The organism is Halobaculum sp. EA56 (genome assembly GCF_051195075.1).
Lineage (GTDB): Archaea > Halobacteriota > Halobacteria > Halobacteriales > Haloferacaceae > Halobaculum.
The window spans coordinates 57,959-74,164 of sequence record NZ_JBNTJX010000003.1 but is presented as its reverse complement, the minus strand read 5'-3'; the positions used below and the strand labels follow the sequence as shown (position 1 = coordinate 74,164).

General features: G+C 70.6%; 20 protein-coding genes. 11 read left to right on the top strand and 9 right to left on the bottom strand.

The features are described 5' to 3' along the window. Positions 1–19: 19 nt before the first annotated feature. Together ACQUQ1_RS06125 and ACQUQ1_RS06120 are read right to left on the bottom strand one after the other, a co-directional pair. Positions 20–619, bottom strand: a complete 600-nt coding sequence (locus ACQUQ1_RS06125; RefSeq protein ID WP_435063388.1) for an archaellin/type IV pilin N-terminal domain-containing protein — start codon at positions 617–619, stop codon at positions 20–22. Between the two features lie 6 nt (positions 620–625). Beyond that, positions 626–1,219 (bottom strand): archaellin/type IV pilin N-terminal domain-containing protein, encoded by a 594-nt coding sequence (locus ACQUQ1_RS06120; RefSeq protein WP_435063387.1) that lies wholly within the window; start codon positions 1,217–1,219, stop codon positions 626–628. A gap of 212 nt (positions 1,220–1,431) precedes the next feature. Here ACQUQ1_RS06120 and ACQUQ1_RS06115 point away from each other — a divergent pair, with 212 nt between their 5' ends. Next, positions 1,432–1,773 (top strand): helix-turn-helix domain-containing protein, encoded by a 342-nt coding sequence (locus ACQUQ1_RS06115; RefSeq protein WP_435063386.1) that lies wholly within the window; start codon positions 1,432–1,434, stop codon positions 1,771–1,773. A gap of 63 nt (positions 1,774–1,836) precedes the next feature. Here ACQUQ1_RS06115 and ACQUQ1_RS06110 read toward each other — a convergent pair whose 3' ends face one another. After that, positions 1,837–2,568: an RAD55 family ATPase gene (locus ACQUQ1_RS06110; protein ID WP_435063385.1), complete on the bottom strand. Its 732-nt coding sequence runs from the start codon at positions 2,566–2,568 to the stop codon at positions 1,837–1,839. 190 nt (positions 2,569–2,758) lie between these two features. Here ACQUQ1_RS06110 and ACQUQ1_RS06105 point away from each other — a divergent pair, with 190 nt between their 5' ends. Then, the gene (locus ACQUQ1_RS06105; RefSeq protein ID WP_435063384.1) at positions 2,759–3,343 is read left to right on the top strand and encodes a response regulator transcription factor; all 585 of its coding nucleotides are present in this window, start codon (positions 2,759–2,761) and stop codon (positions 3,341–3,343) included. 57 nt (positions 3,344–3,400) lie between these two features. Here the strand turns inward: ACQUQ1_RS06105 and ACQUQ1_RS06100 are convergent, their stop codons facing one another. The 3 genes from ACQUQ1_RS06100 to ACQUQ1_RS06090 form a co-directional block, all read right to left on the bottom strand. After that, positions 3,401–4,867, bottom strand: coding sequence for a DHHA1 domain-containing protein (locus tag ACQUQ1_RS06100; RefSeq protein WP_435063383.1), 1,467 nt, complete (start codon positions 4,865–4,867; stop codon positions 3,401–3,403). 567 nt (positions 4,868–5,434) lie between these two features. Beyond that, on the bottom strand, positions 5,435–6,067 hold the full coding sequence (gene engB, locus ACQUQ1_RS06095) for a GTP-binding protein EngB (RefSeq protein WP_435063382.1): 633 nt from the start codon (positions 6,065–6,067) through the stop codon (positions 5,435–5,437). 73 nt (positions 6,068–6,140) lie between these two features. Beyond that, positions 6,141–6,902, bottom strand: a complete 762-nt coding sequence (locus ACQUQ1_RS06090; protein WP_435063381.1) for a YIP1 family protein — start codon at positions 6,900–6,902, stop codon at positions 6,141–6,143. A gap of 159 nt (positions 6,903–7,061) precedes the next feature. On the opposite strand from ACQUQ1_RS06090, the gene ACQUQ1_RS06085 reads away from it, so the two are divergent. From ACQUQ1_RS06085 to ACQUQ1_RS06070, 4 genes are all read left to right on the top strand, one after another. Further along, complete coding sequence (locus ACQUQ1_RS06085; protein WP_435063380.1) at positions 7,062–7,823, top strand: 5-formyltetrahydrofolate cyclo-ligase; 762 nt, start codon at positions 7,062–7,064, stop codon at positions 7,821–7,823. Positions 7,824–7,894: 71 nt separating this feature from the next. Next, positions 7,895–9,295 carry a TIGR00341 family protein gene (locus tag ACQUQ1_RS06080; RefSeq protein WP_435063379.1) on the top strand — a complete coding sequence of 467 codons (1,401 nt, stop codon included), beginning with the start codon at positions 7,895–7,897 and terminating at the stop codon, positions 9,293–9,295. 59 nt (positions 9,296–9,354) lie between these two features. Next, entirely contained in the window at positions 9,355–10,086 is a 732-nt protein-coding gene (locus tag ACQUQ1_RS06075; protein WP_435063378.1) for an SIMPL domain-containing protein, read from the top strand. Positions 10,087–10,163: 77 nt separating this feature from the next. Further along, positions 10,164–10,607 carry an SHOCT domain-containing protein gene (locus ACQUQ1_RS06070; RefSeq protein WP_435063377.1) on the top strand — a complete coding sequence of 148 codons (444 nt, stop codon included), beginning with the start codon at positions 10,164–10,166 and terminating at the stop codon, positions 10,605–10,607. Positions 10,608–10,616: 9 nt separating this feature from the next. On the opposite strand, the gene ACQUQ1_RS06065 is transcribed toward ACQUQ1_RS06070, so the two are convergent. From ACQUQ1_RS06065 to ACQUQ1_RS06055, 3 genes are all read right to left on the bottom strand, one after another. Further along, complete coding sequence (locus tag ACQUQ1_RS06065) at positions 10,617–11,585, bottom strand: NOG1 family protein (RefSeq protein ID WP_435063376.1); 969 nt, start codon at positions 11,583–11,585, stop codon at positions 10,617–10,619. 141 nt (positions 11,586–11,726) lie between these two features. Beyond that, positions 11,727–12,029, bottom strand: coding sequence for a HalOD1 output domain-containing protein (locus ACQUQ1_RS06060; RefSeq protein ID WP_435063375.1), 303 nt, complete (start codon positions 12,027–12,029; stop codon positions 11,727–11,729). Then, positions 12,029–12,892, bottom strand: coding sequence for a DUF7344 domain-containing protein (locus ACQUQ1_RS06055; protein ID WP_435063374.1), 864 nt, complete (start codon positions 12,890–12,892; stop codon positions 12,029–12,031). The genes ACQUQ1_RS06060 and ACQUQ1_RS06055 overlap by 1 nt, the downstream gene beginning before the upstream one ends. Positions 12,893–13,188: 296 nt before the next feature. Here ACQUQ1_RS06055 and ACQUQ1_RS06050 point away from each other — a divergent pair, with 296 nt between their 5' ends. Genes ACQUQ1_RS06050 through ACQUQ1_RS06030 form a run of 5 tightly spaced genes read left to right on the top strand, consistent with a single transcriptional unit; the run spans position 13,189 to position 16,127 of the window. Then, complete coding sequence (locus tag ACQUQ1_RS06050) at positions 13,189–14,418, top strand: translation initiation factor IF-2 subunit gamma (RefSeq protein WP_435063373.1); 1,230 nt, start codon at positions 13,189–13,191, stop codon at positions 14,416–14,418. 6 nt (positions 14,419–14,424) lie between these two features. Next, entirely contained in the window at positions 14,425–14,808 is a 384-nt protein-coding gene (locus ACQUQ1_RS06045) for a PIN domain-containing protein (protein WP_435063372.1), read from the top strand. Position 14,809: 1 nt separating this feature from the next. Continuing rightward, the gene (locus tag ACQUQ1_RS06040) at positions 14,810–15,388 is read left to right on the top strand and encodes a DNA-directed RNA polymerase (protein WP_435063371.1); all 579 of its coding nucleotides are present in this window, start codon (positions 14,810–14,812) and stop codon (positions 15,386–15,388) included. Further along, positions 15,388–15,585, top strand: a complete 198-nt coding sequence (gene spt4, locus ACQUQ1_RS06035; RefSeq protein WP_435063370.1) for a transcription elongation factor subunit Spt4 — start codon at positions 15,388–15,390, stop codon at positions 15,583–15,585. Before ACQUQ1_RS06040 ends, spt4 begins: the two co-directional genes overlap by 1 nt. A gap of 8 nt (positions 15,586–15,593) precedes the next feature. After that, positions 15,594–16,127 (top strand): GTP-dependent dephospho-CoA kinase family protein, encoded by a 534-nt coding sequence (locus tag ACQUQ1_RS06030; protein WP_435063369.1) that lies wholly within the window; start codon positions 15,594–15,596, stop codon positions 16,125–16,127. Positions 16,128–16,206: the final 79 nt, after the last annotated feature.

Here is a 16,206-nt window from a genome sequence, read left to right as displayed (position 1 = left end):
TCGCGTTCTGGCGGGCGGGTTACAGCTCGACGCCCTGGGTCTGCCCGAGCGATTCGGGCACCGTGAACCGGATCGTCGTGGTCGCGCCGGCCATCGTGTTGATCTTGATCGTCACCTCGTCACCCTCCTGCAGGAGGCTCGGGTCGTCGCTCCCCTTGCTGAGGTCGAAGTCGATACTGAAGCGGTCGTCCGGGTCGTTCAACACGGTGTTCGATCCCTCGGCGTTCTTGACGACCGACGTGCCGAAGGAGTCGTCCACCTGCGTGCTCGCGTTCTCGTGGTTCAGGATGAACGTCCCGTCGGGACCGATCCACGTGATCGTGGCGTTCTCCAGGTCGATCTCGCCGGCGCCGGGCGCCTGCGTCACCGTCACGTTGACCGCCGTGACGGTCTTGTTCTGCTGGTCGACCTCGCCGGTCGTGACGACCTCCTGGACGCGGTCGCTCACCTGTTTAGTGGACTGCTGTCCGGTCTCCTGGGACTTGCTCTGGAGGAAGCCGGCGGTGTTGATCAGGACGCCGGCGGCGATCGCCGCCACCAGCACCATCGCGATGAACACGATGAGCGTCCCGATGCCCACCTGCCCGCGCTCCTCCTCGTCCGTGATGAACTCGAACATGGGAGTTTACAGCTCGACGGCGCTCTTCTGGCCGAGCGACTCGGGCACGGTGAACCGGATGGTCGTCGTCGCGCCCGACATCGTGTTGATCTTGATCGTCACCGACTGGCCCTCCTGCAGACGGCCGGGCGCGTTCGTGGCGTCGAGGTCGAAGTTGATGTTGAACCGGTCGTCGGGGTCGTTGAGGACGGTCTTGGAGTCGTCGGTGTTCTTCACGGCCTCGGTGTAGAACACCCAGCTGCTCTGCCCGGAGCTGTTGTGCGTCAGCGTCTCGGTCCCGCTCGGGCCGATCCAGTTGATCGTCGCGTTCGCGAGGTCGATCTCGCCGGCGCCGGGCGCCTGCGTCACCGTCACGTTCACGTCCGTGACCTCGTTGGTGCTCGTGTCGACCTGCCCGACGGTGACGACCTCCTGCAGGCGATTGCTGACCTGTTTACTGGACTGCTGTCCGGTCTCTTGAGACTTGCTCTGGAGGAAGCCGGCGGTGTTGATCAGGACGCCGGCGGCGATCGCCGCCACCAGCACCATCGCGATGAACACGATGAGCGTCCCGATGCCCACCTGCCCGCGCTCTTCCTCGTCTGTGATGAATTCGAACATTGGTGGTTCTCTCGGTCCCGTCCCTGGCGGGGGCCGGGATGTGTCAACGCCCACTCGGAATCGGCTATTAAACCCATTGCGTCAGTTACCAGTATAGATAACTGGAATACGGATATCAACCGCAATAACGGGCGCCGTCCCCCCACAATTCGCGAGACAGGGCCGGGTTCGAGGCGGTACGCTTATGACGGACACAATCAGTATTGAGAGTCATGTCCGCGGACGACGAGGAGATCATCGAGGTGCTGGGGAACAAGTACAACCCCGAGATCCTCGACGCGGCGGGCGAACCGAAATCCGCACAGGAGCTCTCCGACCAGTTGGGCGTCCCGATAGCCACCTGCTACCGCCGGATCAACGAGCTCGAGGACACCGAACTGCTGGAGCTCCACGACCGTCCGCTCTCGGACGAGCACCGCCGCATCAAGGTGTACCGCCGGTGCGTCGACGGCGTCAACGTCAGGTTCCGCGACGGGCTGAGCGTCGAGCTGGAGGAACGGTCGGAGGTGAAGAACAAGCTCGACGACGTGTGGCGGACGATGACCGACGGGTGAGCCGGCGCGGCGTCCGTCGGGGCCGGACCGGAAACCGGTCGGACCGTCACCCCGCCCGCCGCGCTAGAACCCGGCGTCCGGTCCGTCGCGGCCCATCATCGAGAAGCCGCCCGCCCGGTCGTACACCTTGATCCCGCCGTCGTCGATCTCCATCGGGAAGATGTCGGTGTCGATGTCCTGTTTCCGCATCTTCGCCACCCAGACGTACCGGTTGACGCCGGAGTCGGTCGGCGTCTGGATGAAGTAGATGTTGCCGTCGGTGAGGAAGTTCTCCAGCCCGATCTCCGTCTCCGGGAACACCGCCCCCTGCTCGTTGATGAGCAGGGAGGTGAGGCCGTTCTGCTTCAGGATGTCCGAGAACTTCAGTAGGTAGGTGCGCTTCTCCTTCTCGTCCTCGAAGAACAGCGAGAACATCGTCAGCGAGTCGAGGACGAGGCGGTCGTAGGAGGTGTTCGCGAAGTCCTCCATCAGGGTGTCCAGCGCCGACGAGAAGTCCCCCTCCCGGAGCATGTGCTGTTTGTCGTACACCTTGATCGCCCCGCTGTCGACCAGGTCGCCCCACTGGTCGAAGCCGATCGACTCGGCCGCCTGCCGGATGTCCTCCTCGTTCTCCTCGAAGGAGATGTAGATGCCGTGCTCGTTGTGGGTCTGCACGCCGTTGTACAGGTACTGGATCCCGAACAGGGACTTCCCGGTCCCGGGGTTCCCGCTCACGAGCACGGTCGCGTTCTCGACGAGTCCGCCGTTCAGAATGGAGTCGAGCCCGTCGACCCCTGTCGGAACCGTGGTTACCATGTAGGTACCCGCGGTCCGCATAAATGAAAACGGTTGCGCCGTCGACGCGTCGGAACGGCCGATCGGCGGCCGTGTTCCCCGGCCACGCCCCGGCGCGAGCGGGGCACGCGTGCGATAGTTTTAAGCGCGAACACGTCCGGATGACGAACATGACTGACGGCGGTGCCGGGCACGCCGGGGGGTGTATCCGGTGACACGGCGCGTGCTCATCGTCGAGGACGAACCCGAGGTAGCCGAGCTCTACCGCGGCTATCTCGCCGGCGAGTACGACGTGTCGGTGGCGAACACGGGCGCCGACGCGCTCGACACCGTCGACGAGGACACCGACGCCGTGCTGCTCGACCGACGTCTCCCGGACACATCCGGTTCGGAGGTGCTCGCGGAGATCCGCGACCGGGGCCTCGACTGCCGCGTCGCGATGGTGACCGCGGTGGAGCCCGACGTCGACATCGTCGAGATGGGCTTCGACCTGTACCTCGTGAAGCCGGCGACCCGCGACGACATCCAGTCGGCCGTCGAGCGGCTGGACACCCGGGCGCAGTACGACGACACGCTCCAGCGGACGGCCTCGCTCGTCACGAAGCGGGCCGTGCTGGAGGCCGAGCGGACGCCCGCGGAACTGCGCTCGTCGCCGGAGTACGACGACCTGCTCTCCAGTATCGAGAGCCTCCAGTCGGAGCTGGACGACCTCGCCTCCGCCTTCTCCCCGGACGACTACCGGATGCTGTTCCGCGACCTGGGAAACTCGAACTCCTCGGCCTCGGAGTCGGCCTGAGCGGGCCGTCGGGACCGCCGGCCGGGCACCCCGCCGGTCGCGTCCCCGGTTCGCCGTTCACCCCCCCTCCAACTGTTCGCCGACGAGGTCGTCGACCGCCGCGAGGAACGCCTCCCGCTCGTCGGCCGGGATCGTCGCCCCCGCCGCCACGTCGTGACCGCCGCCGTCGCCGCCGACCGCGCGGCTGGCCTCGCGCATGACCGCCGAGAGGTCGAGCCCCTCGCGGACGAGGTGGCCGCTCCCGCGCGCGGACACCTTCGTCTCCCCCTCGCCCTTGTCCGCGAACGCGACGATGGGCAGCCGCCGCGAGACGCCGTCTGCGCCGACGGCCATCCCGGCGACGATGCCGACGATGGTCTCGCGGATCCGCGTGCCGGCGTCGAACCACTGGACGTGCTCCTCGCGCTCGACGCCCTCGGTCGTCACCCACTGGAGCCCCTCCGAGAGGTTCCGGCGGTGGGTCCGTAGCAGGGTCCGGGCGCGCTCCAGCGCCTCCCCCCGGTCGCCGAGACAGACCGCGAGCCCCACGTCCGCGCGCTCGTAGCGGGCCGTCGCGTTGAGCAGCGTCGAGAACTCGCTCACGTCGCGCAGTTCGGTGCCGGGCTCCTCGTCGGCGAGCACGTAGGTGGTCCCCACGAGCGCGTCGACGCGCTCGCTGGGGACGCCCGAGGAGACGGCGCGGCGGATGAGCGCGCTGGCGACGGTCCGGCGCTCGTCGGCCGTGAGGTCGACCCACCGGCGCCACTCGCCGTCGGCGTCCTTCATCGGCACGTCCAGCCCCGAGAGGAACTCGATCGCCCCGGCCTCGTCGTTGGAGATGCCCGGGATGCGCGCCTCGCTGGCGTACTCCAGCAGCTTCGGCAGGGGGCGGGTCTGGCGGCCGTACAGCGCGAGGTCGGTCGTCTCCACCAGGGCGCCGGCGGCGACGGCGTCGGCGACGAGCGCCTCGTTCGCGCCCGAGAGGCCGCCCTCGCCGTCCTGCATGTCGCCGACGGCGCCGACGACCGCCAGCGCCGCGAGGTCGCGGTTGTCCGTCCCGGTCGCGTCCCCCAGGGCGCGCGCGAGCAGGTACGCCGCCCCCGCGCCCGACAGTTCGCTCGCCCCGTCGATCCCCTCCAGCAGGGGGTTCAGGTGGTACTCCGTCTCCGCGTCGGCCGGCTGGTGGTGGTCGGCGATCACGGGGACGAAGTCGCCGGCCGCCTCGTGGGGCGAGATCACGTCGAGCTGGCCGCTGCCGAAGTCGGTGAAACAGACCACGTCGTAGTCGGTCGCGGCGACGCGCGCGACCTCGTCGGCGTCGAGCTGCTTGAAGAAGGCCGTCTCGAAGTCGAAGCCCGCGCGGTCGAACGCCGAGGCCGCGACGGCCGCGCTCGTGAGGCCGTCGGCGTCGATGTGCGAGCACAGGAGGACCTCGTCCGCCTCGCGGAGGCGCGCGGCGCACGCCTCGGCCCGCTCGCGGAGCTCGGGGACCGGAAAGCCGTCGCGGTGGGCCGGTTCGGCCTCTTCGCCGTCCGCGCTCGCCATTGCTGTGGGAGAGTGAGGCGTTCTGCGGGATAAACGCTCGTACTCGGACGGTGTGCTCGTGGTCGGCGTCGTTGTGCCGGGATCGGTCCCGAGACCGCGACCGCGGGGACGCAATTCTCGAACGCCCGCGACGATACTGCGACCACCGCCGCAGAGACGCAGTTCCCGAAAGCCCCCGGCCGTCTGCGGGAAGCCCGGGGCCTCAAGCACCGGAGCGAGCGAAGCGAGCGAGGAGCGCAGAGCGTCCCGCGCGAGCGCAGACGGCCGGCCCCTTTCAGTCCCACCCGACGGTTGGTCGGGCAAGCGTCGCACTTGTTTGCACGGTGTGCACGCCCGGCGGTCGGCGCGAGGCTGGCCGCGCCGTGTGCGCTGCCACCGCGCGCGAGGGATGAGCGAGCCGGCGCGGCTCCGCCGCGCCGACAGCGAGCGAATCGGCTGGGGAGGAGGTGGCGCGGTGCTGTGCGGCCGGGTGGAACTGAAAGGCGCCGGGGGCTTTCGAGGACTTCGTCACCGACACGGAACGAACGACGGCAGAGACGGCAACACCATCAGAAAAATCGGACCGACCTATTTCACGAACTGCAGCAGGTCGTCCCGCTTCGCCTCGCGGAAGTGTCCCCGCAGCGCCTCCTTCAGCGGCTCGATGCTCCCGTTCTTCGCGGTGATCGGCGCGATCGTTCCCCCCTCGCCCGACCACTGCTGCCACGGCGGATACAGCCCCAGCCGCTCGCACAGCTCGTTCAGCCGCTCGTCGCGGTCGTCCACCTTGTCCATCTTGTTCACCGCGACGACCGGCGCCACGTCCACGTCCTGCAGGAAGTGGAACAGCTCCACGTCGTGGGGGATCTCGCCCTCGCCGCTGTGGCGGTCGATGATGTCGATCACCGCCTTCCCGTCGACGACGAGCACGCCCGCGACGATCGAGTCCGCGTTGTCCTCGACGTAGCGCACCACGTCCGTCTTGATCGCCTCGCGTTTCCCCTCCTCGACGCCGGACATGAAGCCGAAGCCGGGGAGGTCGGTGAACATGAACGACTGGGGCGCCCAGTCGAAGTGGTTGGGCTGACGCGTGACGCCCGGCTTCTTGCCCGTGGTGAAGTCGTGGCCGGTCAGCTCCCGCATCAGCGTCGACTTGCCGACGTTCGACCGGCCGACGAGCACCACCTCTGCGTCCCGGTTCGGTCGGTCCTCGAAGGTCATGCGCGGACGTGGGCCGCCGCGGCGGTTAAGCGACGCGGGTCCGCCGGCACGACCGCCGTCGGTCCGAAGCCCGTCACCCGACCGAGAGAAGCGCCCAGAGGGACACGAGGAGGGAGACGCCGGCGACGAGCCCGACGACCGACAGCGCGCGGCGACGCGGGAGGTCGCGGACGCGGCGCAGGCCGTGGTACTCGATCCACGCGCCCCAACCGATCGCGACGGTCCGAACGCCGATCGCGAGCGGGACGCTCGCCTCGAACGCCCGCCCGATCGTCCGTATCGTCGCCTCGGCGGTCGGCGTCCCGGGGGCGACCCCGGAGCCGGCCGCGGTCCAGGCGAGGACGAGCGCGAGCAGGACCGTCCCGAGCACGCGCGGTACGCGCCCCCAGGCGGCGACCGTCATCGGGCCCGCCGGCGGATCGCCGTCCGAGCGCGTGACGACGTGAAAGACGCCCCCGACGAGGAGCCACCCGATCAGCGGGGCGAAGAACTGCCCCGGGAGTTCGCCGCCGACGGCACGCCAGACGAGCCGGTCGGTCGGGACTCGCGCCGGTTCGTCGCAGGCCTCCGACGTGGCGAACGTGACCGGCTCCCCGTCGACGGTCAGGTTCACCGTGGACCCGTCGTCGCAGGCTGACGGCGGGGGACGTTCGGGGTTCTCCACCGTCGCCCCGTCGGGGATCGCGTGGGCGACCCCGGCGCCGATGGCGGCGACCGAAAGCGCCGAGAGGAGGGCGAGAACGGCGACCAGGCCGAGGGCGCGCTCGACGGAGTACGACCCGGGATCGCGGTCGAACGACTCGTCCGGGCGCACCAGCGGACCTCCGAGGACCATGAACGGCGATACTCACGATGTGGAACAAAAGCGCTGCTAGGACCGATATGGACCCCTCCATAGCCGACGTCGGGTGGCTCACCGCCCGCCCCGAAGGCCGCCCACGACGGCTCGGTGACGTGGGTGACGCTGAAATACCGTCGGGTCGACGCCCCGGACGTGAACAAACAGCCCCTCCGCGAGCGCGTCTGGGACGAGCTGGAGGAGTCGGGCGAGGCCCGCTTCCCGTTTCCGCCGCACGGCCGGATCCCGAACTTCGCGGGCGCCGACGAGGCGTGCGAGCGCCTGGCCGACACCTCCGAGTGGGAGTCGGCGGACACCATCAAGGCGAACCCCGACGCCCCACAGCTCCCGGTGCGCCGGGCCGCCCTCCGCGCGGGCAAGACCGTGTACGTGGCCGTCCCGCGGCTTCGGGAGGAGCATCCCTTCCTGCGGCTGGCGCCCGAGGAGGTGCCGGACGTCGACGACGCGACCACCGTCTCCGGCGCCTCGAAACACGGCGTCCCCGTCGACCCCGACGAGGTCCCCCACGTCGACCTCGTCGTCTCCGGAAGCGTCGCCGTCACCGAGGACGGCGGGCGCGTGGGGAAGGGCGAGGGGTTCGCGGATCTGGAGTTCGCGGTGCTGGCGGAGCTGGGCGCCGTCGACGACGCGACCGCGGTGGCGACGACCGTCCACGAGCGCCAGGTCGTGACCGACGACGTTGCCCTCGACGCCCACGACGTGCCGCTGGACCTGATCTGCACCCCCGAACGGACGATCCGAACCGGCGCGACCCGCGCGGGCGACGGTCGCGGCGGCGACGCGGATGGCAGCGCGGACGCGGACCGGCGGGGGCGTCCCGACGGCGTCGACTGGGAGGCGCTGCCGCCCGAGAAGCTGGAGTCGATCCCGGTGTTGCGGCGGCTCCGGCACGAGTGATCCGCGGGCGCGCGACCGTGCGGGGCCGCCCGCTCCGTCGCCTATAACTGTCCCGTCCCCGAGGGTCCCCCGTGCGACTCGTTCAGGTGATGGTCCCCGCGGGCAAGCGCGAGGCGGTCCTCTCGGCGCTCGACGAGGAGGGCATCGACTACGTGCTCTCCGACGAGACGAGCGGGCGGGAGTACACGGCGGTCGTCTCGTTCCCGCTGCCGACCGAGGCCGTCGAGCCCGTGCTCGCGGAACTGCGCGACGCGGGCCTCGAACGCGACGCGTACACGGTCGTCCTCGACGCCGAGACGGTGATATCCCGGCGGTTCGAGGAACTGGAGGAGCGGTACGCCGAGGACGAGGACGGCAACGGCGACCGGATCGCCCGCGAGGAACTGGAGGCGCGTGCGACGGAGATGTCGCCCCGGCTGGGCGCGTTCGTGACGATGACGGTCATCAGCGCCGTCGTCGCGACCGCGGGGCTGCTGCTCGACTCGGCGGCGGTCGTCGTCGGCTCGATGGTGATCGCGCCGCTCATCGGCCCGGCGATGGCCGCCAGCGTCGGCACCGTCGTCGACGACGAGGAGCTGTTCGCCCGCGGGGTGAAGCTCCAGGCGCTCGGGGCCGTCCTCGCGGTGGCGAGCGCGGCCGCGTTCGCGGCGGTCCTCCGGTACGGGCAGGTGGTCCCGTTCAGCGTCGAGGAGGTGTTCTCCATCGCGGAGGTGCGCGAGCGACTCGCGCCCGACGTGCTCTCGCTGCCTATCGCGCTGGGGTCGGGCGTCGCGGGCGCGCTGTCGCTGTCGTCGGGCGTCTCGACCGCGCTCGTCGGCGTCATGATCGCGGCGGCGCTGGTCCCGCCGACGGCCGTCGTCGGCATCGGCATCGCGTGGGGCCGTCCGAGCACCGTCGCGGGCGCGGCGCTGCTGGTCGTCGTCAACTTCGTGGCGATCAACTTCGCCGCGCTGGCGACGCTGTGGTACAAGGGCTACCGCCCGGAGTCGTTCTGGCGTCTCGACGAGGCGCGCGCGACGACCATCCGCCGGGTCGGGGTGCTGGGCGTCGCCATCCTGCTCTCGACGGCCGTCCTCGGCGGGGTGACGGTCGCCTCCTATCAGAGCGCGCAGTTCGAGACGGCCGCCCACGAGGAGGCCGACGCGCTGCTGACGGGCGAGGCGGCGGTGCTGGACGTGGCGGTGACGTACGGCGGCTTCCCCTTCCGGGAGCCGACGGCGGTGACGGTGACGGTCGGCCACCCGCCGGGCACGACGCCCCCGCGGATCGCAGACGAGCTGAGCCGGCGGCTCGCCGACGACACGGCCGGCCCGTTCGGCCTCGGCGAGCCCGCCGCGGTCGACGTGTCGGTGCGATACGTGACCGTCGAGGACGCGAGCACCGGGGCGGCCGGGGCGACGGGGACCGACGGGACGGCCGGGTCCGTCGATCCGGCGGGGTCGGCCGGCGCGATCGGATCGGCCGCCGGGTAACACAAACCGGCCTTTGTGTCTACGGCACGCTGAAGCCGTGAGCGACCGTTCCGTGGGACGTGCACCGAACCAGAACCCTCCCCGCGCTCGTCGTCGCGGCCATGCTCGTGCTCGCGGGCTGTGCCGGGGCGGCGACGAACACGACGGACGCCCCCGCGGCCGCGACGAACGGCTCCGCGGGCGTGAACGACATCACCGCCGACGGAACCGCCACCGTGAGCGCCTCGCCCGACAAAGCGGTGATCTCGGTCGCCGTCGAGGCGACCGCCGAGAACGCCAGCGCGGCCCGCTCGCGGGTCGCCGCCGAGGCCGACCGGCTCCGGACCGCCCTCACCGAGGCCGGCTACGACGTGCGCACGGTCGACTTCCGCCTGTCGCCCGAGTACGACCACTCCGGCGACGAGCGCGAGCTCGTCGGGTACCGCGCGTACCACGCCTTCGAGTTCGAGACGAGCCCCGACGACGCCGGCGACGCCGTCGACCTCGCCGTCGACAACGGCGCGACGAGCGTCCGGGACGTGCGGTTCACCCTGAGCGACGAGAAGCGCGCCGAGCTCCGCGAGGAGGCGCTCGCCGCCGCCGTCGCCGACGCGCGCTCGACCGCCGAGACGGTCGCCGGCGCCGCCGACCGCTCTGTCGGCACGGAGCTGTCGATCCGGGTCGGGTCCGCCGGGGTCCGCCCGTACGAGGCGCGCCTCGCCTACGAGACCGCCGGCGACGCGGGCACCTCCTTCGAGCCCGGGCCGGTGACGGTGTCGGCGTCGGTGACCGTGACGTACGAACTGGAGTAGCCCGGGGGTCGGCTCCCGGTCCCCGTCCCCGGTCCCCGCCCGGAACGGCCAAGTGATCGTCCCGGCGACAGAGCTACGTGAGCGACTCAGAACGCCTCGTCACCGGCGCGATGCTGGGGATGTTCCTCGCGTTCGGCGTCGACACGGTCGTGATCGTCGCCGCGCTGTGGTACGTCGGCCGCCTCCCCGGCGCGGTCGCCGGCGGCGTTACGGCGGCGATGCTCGGGGTGTTCCTCCTGTGGGTCGTCGGACGGTGGGTCCGCCTGCGTCGACGCGGCGGAGCGGACGTCGAGTCCGGGTCCGGGACGGCGGGCGACGGGACCGACGCCGAGGCCGACCCGGTCGAGCGGCTCAAGCGACGGTACGCGGACGGCGATATCTCGGAGCGGGAGTTCGAGCGCCGGCTCGACCGGCTGCTCGACGCCGAGGACCGGGTCGATGGGTCGGAGCCGGCGTCCGGATCGGCCGCCGCGGGAGCCGACCGTCGCGGGGAGCGGGATCGCAGCCGGGGGCGGCGGTAGCCCGCGCGGTCAGTTCTCGCCGCGGGAGGGCAGATCCGGCTCGAAGCCGACCGCCTCGACGGCCATGTCGAGAACCGTGTCGACGTTCTCGTCCTCGGTGACGCTCATGTACGCGTCCGCCTCCACGTCCGTCGAGCGGTCGCTCTTGTTGCAGACGGTCAGAACGGGCGCGTCGAACCGGTCCTCGACCTCCGCGAGCAGTTCCAGTTGCGCGTCGAGCGGGTAGCCGCAGTCGCCCGAGGCGTCGAGGACGAACACCACGGCGTCGGCGAGGTGGGTGAGCGCGGAGACGGCCTGGCGCTCGATGCCGTTGCGGTCCTCCTCGGGCCGGTCGAGCAGGCCCGGGGTGTCGATGATCTGATAGCGGATCCGGTCGCGCTCGAAGTGACCGATCTGGACGGCCTTCGTGGTGAACGGGTAGGAGGCGATCTCGTTGGACGCGCGGGTGACGCGGTTCACGAACGAGGACTTGCCGACGTTGGGGTAGCCGGCGACGACGATCGCTGGCTCGTCGGGACGGATGTCCGGGAGCGTCTTCAGCGCGTCGCGGGCCTCCCCGACGGTGAGGAGGTCGTCCTCGATCTCCTCGACGATGTCGGCCATGCGGGCGAACGCCTGCTTGCGGTGCTTGCGTGCGGTCTCGACGCCCGACTTGCGCATCTTGGCCTGGTACTCCGAGCGGAGCTCGTCGATCTGCCGGGAGGCCCAGTTCACCTCCGAGAGCGCCTGCCGGAGCTCGTCCACGTCGACGACGGCGTCGGCCAGCTCGTAGTAGAACGGGTCGACCTCGAACTCGAAGTCGGGCCAGGAGGTGGAGACGTTGGCGAGGTTGTCCGAGAGGATGTTCGCGGCGGTGATCAGCATCGACTCCTGGGCGTCCCAGCCGTCCTTGGCGCGGCCGGCGCGGGCGGCGCGGGAGAACGCCTTGTCGAGGAGTTCCTCCGCGCGGGGGGTCGTGGGGAGGTCTTCGAACGTCATAGTCAGTTGCCGGGAGTTGACGACGACGGCGTATAAGGGCGTCCGTTCGCCGATCTCGGCGGTCTCGCGCGGTCGGGGCGCTCGCCCTGTCGGATCCCGGCGACGGCTCGTCGACCGGGAGGACCGACCGTCCCGGCCCGGTCAGTCGGACGCGGTCCGGACGCGGACCGTCCCCCCGTTCACGGTGACCCGGCAGCCGCCGAACCGGAACGAGACCGAGCGCTCCTCGACGGCGTCGTCGCCCCGACCGTCGATCAGTTCGTCGAGGTGCTCCGGGTCGATCACGCCGTACAACGGCGGCAGGTCGAGGACCGGCGTGTCGGTCGCCTCGGCGACGGCGCGGACGACCGCCTCGCTCGGTCGGACGCCGTCGTCGATCGGGAACTCCGTGCCCGCACCCCGGGCCGAGACGTCCCCTCCCGTTCCGTCGTCGTCGGACCCCATCACGGGTGCAGCTCCCTCCGGAAGTCGGCGCTCTGGTGGTCGAGGTGATCCAACCGCGGGCCGAGCAGCTCGCGGACGAGGACGACCAGCGGGTTGTCCTCGCCGGTTCCGACGAACGCGACCTCCTCCGACGGGTCCCCCTCCGACGTGGGCTCCTCCAGCACGGAGAACATGACCTTCCGCCGGTCGGCGAGGAGGAGCCGTCCGACCCGCGGATACGACGACGTGTTCAGCCAGTCGAACTGGGGCTCCCAGACGGTCGCCTCCGGCAGGTTCTCGCGACACAGGTCGCGGACGGTCCCGTTCCGCGAGCCGAGGTGGATCCGGACCCCGCGTTCGAGCGCGTCCTCCCCGTGGCTGAGACACTCGTCCTCGAGGAGGTCGGTGTCGACGTAGATGGCGAACAGCTCCTCCTCGGCCTCGTCGGCGAGCTTTCGTGCGTACCGGAAGGCCGACTCGAACCCCTCGATCACGCCGAGGTCGCTCTCCTCGTCCCCGCGAAGGGTTTCGAGGTACGTCACCAGCCGTTCGATGGTCGCCTCGCCCCGCCAGCCCACGTCGGACGTCGGCGACGACGGGGGAGCGACGAGGTTCGACGCGGGGTCGTACTCGACCAGATCGACCTCGCTCAGCCTCGGGAGCCGGTCGTGGTGCAGTTCGAGGCGCGTCCGGTCCAGTCCCTCGTCGTAGACGTCCGACGGGACTACGTCCACGCTCCGAGCGACGAGCCGGTCCGCGAGTTCCGCCACGTGCAGCGACGCGCCCGCCTCCCCGAGGACGTCACAGACCGCGCGGTTGTGCGCGTCACAGAGGAGTTCGAGTTGGTCCTCGGTGCGAGGATCGAGATCCATGGTCTCGCTCACAGCAGAGATCGTTCACTCAGTTAATTGTTCGTTCCAGTTCGGCCGGGTTCGACGCCGGCGTCCGTGGACCGGTACGATCTGCTCGCGGTCGCGGATCGACTCGACGGTGGTCCCGTGGCCGGAGGTAGACAGGGACCCGAAGGTGCCCCCGCGACGCGCGACAACGGCGACCGGTCGATCCCCCGCGGTCGGCCCGTGAAACACACAGACACGCACGCCGTGGTCGGGCATCGTCGGAACAGCACCTTTATCAGGCGCACGCGGCGAAGTTCCAACGAGATTACTCTCGGAGGCCCATGGTGACGGAGCAAACACAACCGGAGGTGAACATCGGACTCGTCGGTCACGTCGACCACGGAAAGACGACGCTCGTGCAGGCGTTGTCGGGCGACTGGACCGACCAGCACAGCGAGGAGATGAAGCGCGGGATCTCCATCCGTCTGGGCTACGCCGACGCGACGCTGCGTCGGTGCCCGGAGTGCGACGAGCCCGAGTGTTACACCGTCGAGGAGACGTGCCCGGAGCACGACGTCGACACCGAGATCCTGCGGACGGTCTCGTTCGTCGACGCCCCGGGCCACGAGACGCTGATGGCGACGATGCTGTCGGGGGCGTCCATCATGGACGGCGCCGTGCTGGTCGTGAGCGCCACCGAGGACGTGCCGCAGGCGCAGACCGAGGAGCACCTGATGGCGCTCGACATCATCGGGATCGACAACATCGTCATCGCGCAGAACAAGATCGACCTCGTCGACGACGAGCGCGCCCGCGAGAACTACGAACAGATCCGGGAGTTCGTCGAGGGCACCGTCGCCGAGGACGCGCCGATCGTGCCCGTCAGCGCCCAACAGGAGGTCAACGTCGACCTCGTCATCCAGGCGCTCGAGGACCACATCCCGACCCCCGAGCGCGACGAGACGCTGCCGGCGAAGATGTACACCGCGCGGTCGTTCGACATCAACCGCCCCGGGACGACCGCCGAGGACCTCCTCGGCGGCGTCATCGGCGGGTCGCTCGCGCAGGGAACGCTCTCGGAGGGCGACGAGATCGAACTCCGCCCCGGCCGCGAGGTCGAGGAGGGCGGCCAGTCCGAGTACCACGCGATCGAGACGTCCGTGCGCTCGCTGCAGGCGGGCGGACGGCCCCAGGAGGAGGTCGGGCCCGGCGGCCTGCTCGGCGTCGGCACGGGGCTGGACCCCAGCCTGACGAAGGGCGACGCGCTCGCGGGCCAGGTGGCCGGCGAGCCCGGCACGCTCCCGCCGACGCGCGAGGCCTTCGAGATGGAGGTCGAACTGCTCGACCGCGTCGTCGGCGAGGGCGAGGTCGAGGAGATCTCCACCGGCGAGCCGCTGATGCTCACCGTCGGCACCGCGACCACGGTCGGCGCGGTGACGAGCGCCCGGACGGGCGAGTGCGAGGTGAACCTCAAGCGCCCCGTCTGTGCGGAGGCGGGCGCGAAGATCGCCATCAACCGCCGGATGGGCGCCCGGTGGCGCCTCATCGGCGTCGGGACCCTCACGGAGTAACACACGGTGACGACGGTCGTCCTCGACACGAACGCGCTCATGATGCCGGTCGAGTGCGACGTTCGCGTGTTCGAGGAGATCGACCGTCTCGTCGACGCCCCCGACCTCGTCACCCCGGAGGCGGTCGTCGCCGAGCTGGAGAAGCTCGCGGCGGGCGCCGGCGAGGAGGCGACGGCCGCGTCGGTCGGCCGCGACCTCGCCGAGCGGTGTCGGGTCGTCGGGACGACGGAGCAGTACGCCGACGACGCGGTCGTCGAACTCGCCTCGCCCGAGGCGTTCGACGGCTACGTCGTCACGAACGACCGCCCCCTGCGCGAGCGCCTCCTCGCTCGGGGCGTACGCGTAATCGGTTTAAGGGGCGCGAACACACTCGCGGTAACAGAACCATAGCATGTACAAACGGGTACGACTCAAGGACACGGTCGAGGTCCCGCCGGAGCACCTGGCGGACGTGAGCCGCGACCGCGTCCGCAAGCTCTTGCAGGACAAACTGGAGGGACGGATGGACGAGGACGTCGGCAGCGTCGTCAGCGTCATCGAGGTCCACGACATCGGCGACGGCGCCGTCCTCCCGAACAGACCGGGCGTCTATTACGAGGCGGAGTTCGACGCCGTGACGTTCGATCCGGACATGCAGGAGGTCGTCGACGGGAACGTCGTGGAGGTCGTCGAGTTCGGCGCCTTCGTCGGCATCGGTCCCGTGGACGGCCTGCTGCACGTCTCGCAGATCTCCGACGAGTACCTCGCGTACGACGGGGAGAACCAGCAGCTCGCCTCGACGGAGTCCGACCGGACGCTCGGCGTCGAGGACTCCGTCCGCGTGCGGATCGTCACGAAGAGCATCGACGAGCGCAACCCCCGGGACTCGAAGATCGGGCTCACGGCGAAACAGCCCGGCCTGGGCAAACACGAGTGGCTGGAGGCCGACGTGCGTCGGCGCGCCGAGGGGGCGCCCGCGGAGGGTAACTGATGGCGGAGGACCGCCTCGCCTGCCGCGAGTGCCACTTCGTCAACGACCCGGACGCCCAGACGTGCGAGAACTGCGGCTCCTCCTCGCTGACGGAGGACTGGGCCGGCTACGTGATCATCTCCCACCCCGAGAAGTCGGAGATCGCCCCGGAGATGAACGTGAGCGAGCCGGGCAGCTACGCGCTCAAGGTCCGGTAGGAGGACGAATGCTCACGCTCCCCGACGACGTCCGCGGAGCGTTCAAGGACCCCATGGGCCCCGTCTACACCGACACGGAGCGGCTGCTCTCGGACGCCGGCGACCCGATCGTCGCCGTCGGCGACGTGGTCACCTACCACCTCCGCGTCGCCGGCCGCGACCCCGACGTGGCGGTGATCGACGGGAAGACGAAACGCGAGGCCGTCGGCGACGAGATCGCCGCCGTCCTCGACGGCGAGCACCGACGGATCGCGGTCGACAACGAGCCGGCGACGCTCTCTCGCGACATGCTGGCGGCGCTGGTCGACGCGCTCGCGGACCCGGACCCGGTCGTGGTCTCCGTCACGGGCGAGGAGGACCTCGCGACCGTCCCCGCGATCCTCGCGGCCCCCGAGGGCGCGAGCGTCGTCTACGGCCAGCCCGACGAGGGGATGGTGCTCGTGACCGTGACCGCGGCGACGAAGGCGGAGGCGCGCGACCTGCTCGGGCGGTTCGACGGCGACGCCGCGGCGGCGCTGTCGGTGCTGGGCGCCGCGGAGTGACCCGCCGCGGCCCGCCCGTTCGGGCCGGTGTACCCCGCAGATCGCGTGAGGGCCCCTTCGAAATCCTTTTCCGGCTCTC